This window comes from Saccharothrix sp. NPDC042600 (assembly GCF_040647305.1).
Taxonomy (GTDB): Bacteria; Actinomycetota; Actinomycetes; order Mycobacteriales; family Pseudonocardiaceae; genus Actinosynnema; species Actinosynnema mutabilis.
Genome location: NZ_JBEZBW010000176.1, coordinates 1 through 9,565 on the forward strand (window position 1 = coordinate 1; position 9,565 = coordinate 9,565).

The 9,565-nt window shown below is 73.8% G+C and carries 8 protein-coding genes; 5 read left to right on the forward strand and 3 right to left on the reverse strand.

Annotated features, from left to right (window positions below; all coding sequences use genetic code 11):
* Window positions 1–223: 223 nt before the first annotated feature.
* Window positions 224–463 (reverse strand): hypothetical protein, encoded by a 240-nt coding sequence (locus AB0A74_RS41600; RefSeq protein ID WP_358258594.1) that lies wholly within the window; start codon window positions 461–463, stop codon window positions 224–226.
* Window positions 464–730: 267 nt separating this feature from the next.
* A complete protein-coding gene (gene lepB / locus AB0A74_RS41605; RefSeq protein ID WP_358258596.1) occupies window positions 731–1,276 on the reverse strand; it encodes a signal peptidase I in 546 nt (181 codons plus the stop codon).
* A 340-nt stretch (window positions 1,277–1,616) separates the two neighbouring features.
* Between lepB and AB0A74_RS41610 the strand changes: the two genes are divergently transcribed.
* A complete protein-coding gene (locus tag AB0A74_RS41610) occupies window positions 1,617–2,213 on the forward strand; it encodes a DUF6230 family protein (protein WP_358258598.1) in 597 nt (198 codons plus the stop codon).
* Window positions 2,214–2,271: 58 nt separating this feature from the next.
* Window positions 2,272–3,315 carry a DUF6114 domain-containing protein gene (locus AB0A74_RS41615; RefSeq protein ID WP_358258600.1) on the forward strand — a complete coding sequence of 348 codons (1,044 nt, stop codon included), beginning with the start codon at window positions 2,272–2,274 and terminating at the stop codon, window positions 3,313–3,315.
* Here AB0A74_RS41615 and sigJ read toward each other — a convergent pair.
* Window positions 3,296–4,237, reverse strand: a complete 942-nt coding sequence (gene sigJ, locus AB0A74_RS41620; protein WP_358258602.1) for an RNA polymerase sigma factor SigJ — start codon at window positions 4,235–4,237, stop codon at window positions 3,296–3,298. The genes AB0A74_RS41615 and sigJ overlap by 20 nt on opposite strands.
* Window positions 4,238–4,367: 130 nt before the next feature.
* On the opposite strand from sigJ, the gene AB0A74_RS41625 reads away from it, so the two are divergent.
* The 3 genes from AB0A74_RS41625 to AB0A74_RS41635 all read left to right on the forward strand — a co-directional run bounded on the left by AB0A74_RS41625 (window position 4,368) and on the right by AB0A74_RS41635 (window position 9,224).
* Window positions 4,368–5,540: an FAD-dependent oxidoreductase gene (locus AB0A74_RS41625; RefSeq protein WP_358258603.1), complete on the forward strand. Its 1,173-nt coding sequence runs from the start codon at window positions 4,368–4,370 to the stop codon at window positions 5,538–5,540.
* 382 nt (window positions 5,541–5,922) lie between these two features.
* Window positions 5,923–8,547, forward strand: a complete 2,625-nt coding sequence (locus tag AB0A74_RS41630) for a sensor histidine kinase KdpD (RefSeq protein ID WP_358258605.1) — start codon at window positions 5,923–5,925, stop codon at window positions 8,545–8,547.
* Window positions 8,544–9,224 carry a response regulator gene (locus AB0A74_RS41635; protein WP_358258607.1) on the forward strand — a complete coding sequence of 227 codons (681 nt, stop codon included), beginning with the start codon at window positions 8,544–8,546 and terminating at the stop codon, window positions 9,222–9,224. The genes AB0A74_RS41630 and AB0A74_RS41635 overlap by 4 nt, the downstream gene beginning before the upstream one ends.
* Window positions 9,225–9,565: the final 341 nt, after the last annotated feature.

Genomic DNA, 9,565 nt, shown 5'->3' on the forward strand with positions numbered 1-9,565 from the left:
CTGCTCAGACGACGCGTGCTCCATGTACCAGTCCGCAACGCAGTCAACGGTCCGCTCTGGCGCACCTTGGGTCCGGACGTCGGACTTCAACTTCGGCGCGACCCCTGCCGCCGCGCCCGCGGGTTCCCAGCGCCCCTCACGGCCACCCGGGCACGGCCCCTGCCGCCGCGCCCGTGGGCGACCGCGTCCCTCGCCGCCGCGTCCCGCCCCCTCGGGGGCGTGCTCAGTTCAGCGAGGTGTCCAGTGGGATCAGCGCGCCGCCCAGGAGGTGGCGCGCGCAGTTCGGGCAGATCGGCCAGCGCCGCCACGTGTGGCAGCCGCCCGAGTAGGCCGGGATGCACAGCGCCCGGCACACGGCGCGGTAGCGCTCGCCCAGGTGTGCGGAGTGGTGGGTGGGCGCGTTGGCGGGGACCAGGTGTCGTTCTTCGGCGAAGACACCGGGTAACAGGCGACCGGTCGTCACGACTCCTCCCGAAGTCTCGTCCGGGGAGTCCCGATGCTCGATCCGCGGGGTGGGACCGGAGGGTCGGCCGTGGCCAGCGCCGGCACAGCCACGGCGACCGCCTCCGGGTTCGCGGGCGGTGCGGGCCGGGGTACCGACGCGACCGGGCGGGTTTTCCGGTGACGCCACGGCCGGACGGCTCCCCCTTCGCGTCCGGTCGAGGCCCGGCTCCACGGATACCGTCGCCTGCGAACGACTCCAGCATGCGCCGCGTGCCTTACAACCGGCTTACATCGGGTCCAGGCGCGGCCGGGGCACCTCGCCGGCGTCGGCCGGCGGCCACACGCGCCGCCACACGACGGAGATCACGTCGGCCCGCGCCACGAAACCGTACTCCCGGGAGTCCGTCGACACAGCCGTGTTGTCCCCGAGCACGAAGTAACCGCCTTCGGGTACGACCACCGCCGCGTCCACGCCGCCCCGCCCGTCCGGCGCGCAGCAGGTCCCCTCGGCGGGCCACTCCAGCACGTGCCACCGCTCGTCCCCGCCGGGCCGCACCAGGACGCGTCCGCCGGTGATGCGCACCTGGTCGCCACCGACGCCCACGACCCGCTTGACGGCCACGGCGTCACGCCCCGGCGGCCGGACGGTCACCACGTCGAGCCGCTGCGGTGCGGTCCCGCCGAACGGGTTCGCGAGCACCCGGTCCCCGGCGCGCAGGGCCGGGTCCATGCTGTCGCCCCGCACCGGCGCGGACAACGCGAACCCGATCGCCGCGACGACGACCGCGAGCACCACGGGCACCGCCCCGGCCACCACCCACCAGCGCACCACGTGCCCCCGTTCGGCCCTGAGTACCTGTGATGTTGCGTAACTGTTACTCGAAGTTTCGTCTTCACGGACAGTAACAGAACGCGGATTCAGCGCACAGTGACAACGTTTTTCGACACCAACCCGTACCGCGCGTAGCGCAGACCGTTACCGCCAGTTGCATGCGACCGAAAGTCACAGTCACTACCAGGCCAGATGGACCCTTGTGTGACCGGCGTCTCCGTTGCACGATCTGCCGACCCGCCCGGTGCCGACCACTCGCGAACGCCCTCCTCCGCCGGTGGCGCGCGCCCTCGGACGGGTTCGAAAGCACGCACCGTAGCGTGCGGGAAGGAGTGCGCAGATGGACGAAGGCAGAACACGGTGGGGCCGCACCGCCCTGGTCGCGCTGCCGGGCCTCGGGCTCGTCGCCGCGATGACGGCGGCGATGGCCAACAGCCTGTTGGCCGCGTCGTTCGCGGTGGCGGGGGTGCCGATCCAGCTCAAGTCCGACGACGTCAGCGGCAGCGGGTTCGCCGGGGTCGTGTCGGCGCGGGCCGGGCAGGGCGTCACCTACGCCGGTTTCACCACCGCCGAGCTGAGCGGCCTGTGCGCGGCGACCACGCCGGAGGTCCTGGGCGTCCCGTTCACGTTGAAGATCACCGCCGGGGACGCGGACCCGAAGACGCGGGAGATCAGCGCCAGCGGGCTGCTGCTCGACGCCAAGCAGCTCAGCGGCAACGCCGAGTTCGACCAGCTCAAGCTCGGCGTGGCCAAGGGTTCGCTGGACCGGGGCCCCGCCGAGGTGCGCGGCGAGACCGGCACCAGCGACTTCGGCCTGCAGGCGGAACGGGCCCGGATCGGTTCGCTGGACGCCGACGCCCTGTCCGCGGCCATCGGCGGCACGTTCAAGCTCGACAACCTCCAGCTCAGCGTCAGTCCGGGCGCCACCCGCTGCTGACCGGCGTGGCGGGGCCGACCCCGGTCCCCGCCACCTCTTCGGAAAGGGCTTCTGCGACATGCGCTTCACGTGGTGGCGTGCTTTCACCCGCTGGCGCCGCACCCGGCCGTTCTGGGGCGGCCTGGTGATCCTGGTCGGGGCGGCGCCGATCCTGGTCGTGCCGCTGATGGCGATCCAGGTGGTGCTGGGCGGCGGGACCGGCGGGGTGTCCGGGGTGCTGCTCGGGTCGATCCTGGTGGTGCTCGGGGTGAGCGTGTGGTTCAGCCCGGTGACCCGGGTGATCGCCGGGCTGATCGCGGTCCTGGTCGGCCTGGCGGCGTTCCCGCTGTCCAACCTCGGCGGCTTCTTCGTGGGGACGCTGTGCGCGGTGGTCGGCGGCGCGATGGCGGCCTCCTGGGGCGAACCCCGCCCGAAGTCTCCCGGTGGAACGGACACCACCGAGCCGGACGAAGCCGCCGAGCCGAAAGATGCCGCCGAGCCGGACGAAGCCGCCGAGCCGGCGCGTGGGACGTCGCGGGGGCCGGTCGCGTTGGTCGCGCTCGGGCTGTCCGTCGCCCTGCCGCTGACCATGCTCGCCACCCCGCGCGCCGAGGCCGCGCCCGCCCTGGTCCCCGCCACCGACATCACGGTGACCGCGGGCGCGGGCTGGGTGGGCGGCCTGCACTACCGGGGCAACGAGACCCTCACCGTGGCGGACGGCGCGGGCCGGACGCGGCAGGTGGAGGTGATGCACTGGGTCCTCGACGAGTTCACCGTCCACTCCGACCTCGACCTCAAGGCCACCGCGAGCAACGGCGTCACCCTCACCCTCCGCCAGGAAGCGGCCCCGTTCACCGACAACGCCAGTTTCCGCGCCGTCGGCGAGGACAAGGTGGACCTCTACCTGACCCGCCTCTCGGCGGACCTGATCACCTTCACCCCCACCTGCCACCCGGGCGCGTGGAAGCCGTTCCAGTGCGGGCCGCTGCCGGTGATCGTCCCGCCGCCCCACCTGGAGTACCTGCTCATCGACATGACCGGCCACCACCTGGACATCCCGGCCTACGTCCCGGGCGGTCGCGCCAACCCCGGTCGCATGTGGCTCACCCAGCCGACCCACTGACCTCCGGACCGGCCCACAGCCGGAGCTTCTCGGGGTTGCGCACGGCCCAGATGCGCGTGATCCGGTCGTCCACGACCTCGAACGAGTACACCGACACCGTCACGCCGTCCAACTGGGCGACCAGGCCGGGCTGACCGTTGACCGTGCGCTCCAACAGCGTCTGGTGCAGCACCCGGTCCCAGAGCGCCATCAGGGAACGCGCGATCCGCTCCGCGCCCTCGATCGGGTGCAGCGTGGTGCTGACCAGGCCGCCGCCGTCGGCGATGGCCGTGACGCCCGGGTCGAGCAGGCCGAGCAGCGCCTCGACGTCGCCGACCTCCAGGGCCTCCTTGAAGCCCTTGACGACCCGGGCCTGCCGGGCCGCCGGGGTCGCGGGCGGCTGCGCGGCGCGCAGGCGGCGGCGCGCCGAGGACGCGAGCTGCCGGCACGCGGCCGGGGTGCGGCCGGTGATCTCGGCGATGTCGGCGAAGGGGTAGCGGAACACGTCGTGCAGGACGAGCGCGACGCGTTCGGCCGGGGTCATCGCGTCCAACACCACCAGGAACGCCATGGTGACCGACTCGTCCAGGGTGACCCGGTCCGCGGGGTCGGCGGCGGGCCGGCCGGTGATCCACTCGGTGGGGTCGGGCAGCGGCTCGGGGATCCACTCCCCCACGTACGTCTCGCGCCGCACCCGCGCCGAGGACAGCACGTTCAGGCACAGCCGGCCGGCGACCTTGTTCAGCCACGCGCCCGGCGACTCGATGGCCCGTTGCCGCTCGCGCGACATCGCGTACCAGCGGGCGTAGGTCTCCTGGACGACGTCCTCGGCGTCGGCGAGCGAGCCGAGGAGCCGGTAGGCCAGGTTGATCAGCTGCCGGCGCTCGCCCATGATCGCGCTCAGCTCTGGGTCCAGCGGGTCGGCTCCGGACTGCGTGGTCATGTTCTCGTCGGCTCCCCTGTGTCGTGTCGTGCCTACCAGTTCGACCGGACAGGGCCGCGGGGTGTCAGCCTGACGTTCCGCGGGGGCGGCCGGTCGGGGTGGTGGGACACCGACCAGGGAGGAACCCGCCATGAGCACCCGAGCAGCACACCAGGTCGTCGTCATCGGCGGCGGTTACGCCGGCGCCCTCGCGGCCAACCGCCTGCGGCAGCGCGACGACGTCCGCGTCACGCTGGTCAACCCGCGGCCGGCGTTCGTCGACCGGATCCGGCTGCACCAGTACGCCGCCGGTGCCGGCGAGGCCACGGTGGACTACGGCACGCTGCTGGCGGAGGAGGTCCGGCTGGTCGTGGACAGCGCCACCCGCATCGACACCGCCGCCCGGCGCGTGGAGCTGGCGTCGGGCGGGGCGCTGGACTACGACTACGTCGTCTACGCGGTCGGCAGCACGTCCGCCGTGCCGTCCGCCGTGCCCGGCGCGGCCGAGCACACCACCTCCCTCGGGGAGCTGGAGTCGGCGCGGGAACTGCGCGCCGCGCTGGACCGGCTGCCGCTCGACGCCCCGGTCACCGTGGTGGGCGGCGGCCTGACCGGCATCGAGATCGCCGCCGAACTGGCCGAACGCGGTCGTCGCGGGATCACGCTGGTGTGCGGCGGCACGCTCGCGCCGTCGCTGAGCGCCCCCGGCCGCCGGTACACCACCAGGTGGTTGGCCCGGCACGGGGTGGAGGTGGTGGAGGGCCACTCGGTCACCGAGGTGCGCCCCGACACCGTCGTCCTCGCCGACGGCACGCTCCGCGCGAGCGCGCTGACCGTGTGGACGGCCGGGTTCGCCGTGCCCGGGTTGGCCGCCGCGAGCGGGCTGCGCACCGACGACCTGGGCCGGCTGCTCACCGACGAGACGCTGACCAGCCTCGACGACCCCCGCGTGGTCGCCGCGGGCGACGCCGCCGCCCCGTCCGGGCGGCCGTTGCGGATGAGCTGCCAGGCCGCCGGTCCGCTGGGCGCGCAGGCGGCCGACACCGTGCTGAGCCGGATCGGGGGCGTCGAGCCGGCGGCGATCGACCAGGCCTTCGTGGGCTCGTGCGTGAGCCTGGGCCGCGCCGCGGGACTCCGCCAGTTCGCCCGCAAGGACGACACCGCGCTCACCCTCTACTTCGGCGGCCGGCTCGGCGCGGCCTACAAGGAGCTGACCTACCGGCTGGGCGTGGGCAAGATCCGCAAGGAGGCCCGCGAGCCGGGCTCGGTGATCTGGCTGAAGGGCGGTCGGCGCGCGGCGGCGCCGCCGGTCACGACGCCGTGAGCGGGCGGCCGACCGACCCGGGCTGGGGTTGACCAGGTCCGGGGTTGACGGGGACCAGGCCTGGGGTTGACCGGGACCGGGCCTGGGGTTGGGGTGAACCGGAAGGGCAGTGCCGGTGGACCGGCGGCGGCCGGGGGCCGAGGGTGATGCGGACCCTCGGCCCCCGCGTCCGTCGGCGGCGAGGCCCTGCCAGGCCTGACCGGGATGTCGGCGCCGCCGTGGACGGGAGCCGCCCCGGCTCCGACCCTGCTCTACGCCGGCGGACGGCCGGGTGGTTCAGCCCGGTGCTGTGGATTCCCGAAGCGCGCAGCGTCTTTACGCGTTCTTGGCGTGTGTGGATCGTCGCGCTGAGCCGTGCCCGCCGGGCGCGCACACTGAGGACGTGGAAGGCAAACGCAAGCGCGGTGAGCTGCGGATCTACCTCGGGGCCGCGCCCGGCGTGGGCAAGACGTTCGCCATGCTCGGCGAGGCGCACCGGCGGCGCGAGCGCGGCACGGACGTCGTCGTCGGCCTGGTCGAGACGCACGGCCGCGACCGGACCGCCGAACGGCTCGCCGGGCTGGAGGCCGTGCCGCGCCGGACCCTGCACCACCGGGGCGCCCAGCTCACCGAGATGGACGTGGACGCCGTGCTGGCCCGCGCGCCCGAGGTCGCCGTCGTGGACGAGCTGGCCCACACCAACGTCCCCGGCTCGCGCAACGCCAAGCGGTGGCAGGACGTCGAGGAGCTGCTGGACGCGGGCATCGACGTGCTCTCGACGGTCAACATCCAGCACCTGGAGTCCCTCAACGACGTCGTGGAGCGGATCACCGGCGTCCGGCAGCGGGAGACCGTGCCCGACGAGGTGGTCCGGCGCGCCGGGCAGGTCGAGCTGGTCGACATCACGCCCGAGGCGCTGCGCCGGCGGCTCGCGCACGGCAACGTCTACGCCGCCCACAAGATCGACGCCGCGCTGGGCAACTACTTCCGCGTCGGCAACCTGACCGCGCTGCGCGAGCTGGCCCTGCTGTGGGTGGCCGACCAGGTGGACGTCGCCCTGCTGCGCTACCGGTCCGAGCAGCGCATCACCGACACGTGGGAGACCCGCGAACGGGTCGTCGTCTCGGTCAGCGGCGGCCCGGAGAGCGAGACCCTGATCCGGCGGGCGCGGCGCATCGCGGCCCGCGCGGGCGCGGAGCTGCTGGTCGTGCACGTGCTGCGCGGCGACGGGCTGACCGGGGTGTCGCCGGAGTCGCTGGCGCGGGCCCGCAAGGTCACCGACGACGTGGGCGCGACCTTCCACACCGTGGTGGGCGACGACGTGCCGACCGCGCTGCTGGAGTTCGCGCGCGGGGTCAACGCGACGCAGCTGGTGCTGGGGACGTCCCGGCGGTCACGGCTGGCGCGGGTGTTCGACGAGGGCATCGGCGCGGCGGTGATCCAGGCGTCCGGGCCGATCGACGTGCACATGGTCACCCACGACGAGGCGCGGCGCGGTCCGCGCTGGCGGGTCGGGCGCAGCCCGTTGACCCGGGGTCGGGTGCTGCTGGGCTGGGCGCTGGCGGTCGCGCTGCCGTTCGCGGTGACCGGGGTGGGGGTGCTCGCGCGGGACGGGCTGACGTTCTCCACCGACCTGGTCGGGTTCTTCCTCGCCACGGTGGTGGTCGCACTGGTCGGCGGCCTGGGCCCGGCGGTCGGCGCGGCCCTGCTCGGCGCGGGGCTGCTCAACTTCTTCTTCACCCCGCCGTACTACAGCCTGGCCGTGGCCACGCCGGAGAACCTGGTGACGCTGCTGGCGATGCTGGTGGTGGCCGTGCTGGTGGCGCTGGTGGTGGACCGGGCGGCCCGCCTGGGCGAGCAGGGCGCGCGGGCCCGCACCGAGGCCGCGTTGCTCGCCTCCTACGCGCGGACCGTGCTGACCAGCCCGTTCCCGCTGGCGCGGCTGTTGGAGAAGGTGCGGGAGAACTTCGGCCTGGAGTCGGTGGCGTTGCTGGAGCGCCGCGACGGCGGGTGGGAGCGGGTGGCGTGCGTCGGCCCGCGCCCGTGCGGCGAGCCCGACGACGCCGACGTGGACGTGCCGGTGACCGGCGACGTGCACCTGGCGCTGCGCGGCCGGGCCCTGCCGGCCGGCGACCAGCGCGCGTTGGAGGCCGCCGCCGGGCAGGCGCTGATGGCGTTGCGGCAACAGCGCATGGCCGCCGAGACCGCCGACGCCCAGCGCCGGGCCGAGACCACCGAACTGCGCACCGCCCTGCTGTCGGCGGTCGGGCACGACCTGCGCACCCCGTTGACCTCGATCAAGGCGTCCATCGGCAGCCTGCGGGCGGCGGACCTCGCACTGTCCGAAGAGGACACCCGTGAGCTGCTGGAGGCCATCGAGGTCTCCGCCGACCGGCTCACCGGCCTGGTGGACAACCTGCTGGACTCGTCCCGCCTGGCCACCGGGGCCGTCGCGCCGCTGCTGCGGGCCGTGACCTTCGACGAGGTGGTGGCCCGGGCGTTGGCCGGCATCGACGACCGGCGCTCGGTGTCGGTGGACGTGTCCGAGGGCCTGCCCGCCGTGCTGGCCGACTCGGGGTTGCTGGAGCGGGTCGTCGCGAACGTCATCGACAACGCCCTGCGCCACGGCAGGCTGAGCCCGCGCCGGGTGGTGGACGTGGACGGCGACGGGGCCATCAGCGCCGACGAGCCGGAGATCGCCGTCCGGGCCAGCGCCCACGGCGACCGCGTCGAACTGCGGGTGGTCGACCACGGGCGCGGGTTGCCGAAGAACACCGCCGACGCCGTGTTCGCCCCGTTCCAGCGGTTGGGGGATCGGGACAACACGCCCGGGGTGGGGTTGGGGTTGAGCGTGGCGAAGGGTTTCGTGGACGCGATGGGCGGGTCGATCGCCGCCGAGGACACGCCCGGGGGCGGGTTGACGATCGTGATCTCGTTGCCGGCGGCTTCGGTGGGTGTGGCGGGTTTGGCGGGGTCGGCGGGGTCGGCGGGTGTGGCGGGTTTGGCGGGGTCGGTGGAGATCCTGTGAGCAGTGTGTTGGTTGTGGATGACGACCTGGTCGTGTTGCGGTCGTTGCGGATCACGTTGGCGGCGCACGGGTTTTCGGTGTTGACGGCTTCGGACGGGACGTCGGCGGTGGAGGTCTTCTTCGCGGGCGGCGGGCCGGATGTGGTGGTGTTGGACCTGGGGTTGCCGGACCTGGACGGCATCGCGGTGATCCGGGCGCTGCGGGAGCGGTCGACGGTGCCGATCGTGGTGTTGTCCGCGCGGGTGGGCTCGGCGGACAAGGTGGCCGCTCTGGACGCCGGTGCCGACGACTACGTGACCAAGCCGTTCGAGGTGGGCGAGTTCTTGGCGCGCATCAGGGCGGCCGTGCGCCGGGCCGGGCCGCGACTGGTCGGGGAACCGCCTGTGCGTGCGGCGTCTTTCACGGTGGACTTCGGTGCGAAGCGCATTCACCGGGGGGACGGGGAGGTCCACCTGACCCCGACGGAGTGGGCGCTGCTGGAGGTGCTCGTGCGGGCTGGGGGTGAGCCGGTGGCCGGTCGGGAGCTGCTGCGGCGGGTGTGGGGCGCGGGGCACGAGGATGCCGGGCACTACCTGCGGGTGTACTTGACGCAGTTGCGCCGGAAGTTGGAGCCGGAGCCGTCCCGGCCGCGGCACCTGATCACCGAGCCCGGGCGTGGTTACCGGTTCGAGCGGTGATGTGGGGTGACCGGCGTGTGACACCGGGCCGGTGGGCCGGTCGGAGTCGGCGGACCGGCCCGGTGTGAGCACGCTTGCGTGCGGTCAGGCGGGAAGGGGAAGTGCCCGACTGCCAGGTGGTCGGGTTTGTGGTGGGTCCGGTTCCTGGCTGTGGTCCAGGTCACTCTCGGCAGAGCGGAGAGCGGAGAGATCAAGAGCGAAGGGCGAAGGGCGAAGGGCGAAGGGCGAAAGCGGCGCTCGCCGCGCGGCAGGCCCCCGGGGGTGGAAGGGCGTCGGTTCGTTCCCCGTACGGCCTGCCGGAGGCAACCACCCTTCGCTCCTTCTCGCAACCGGAAAAGCTG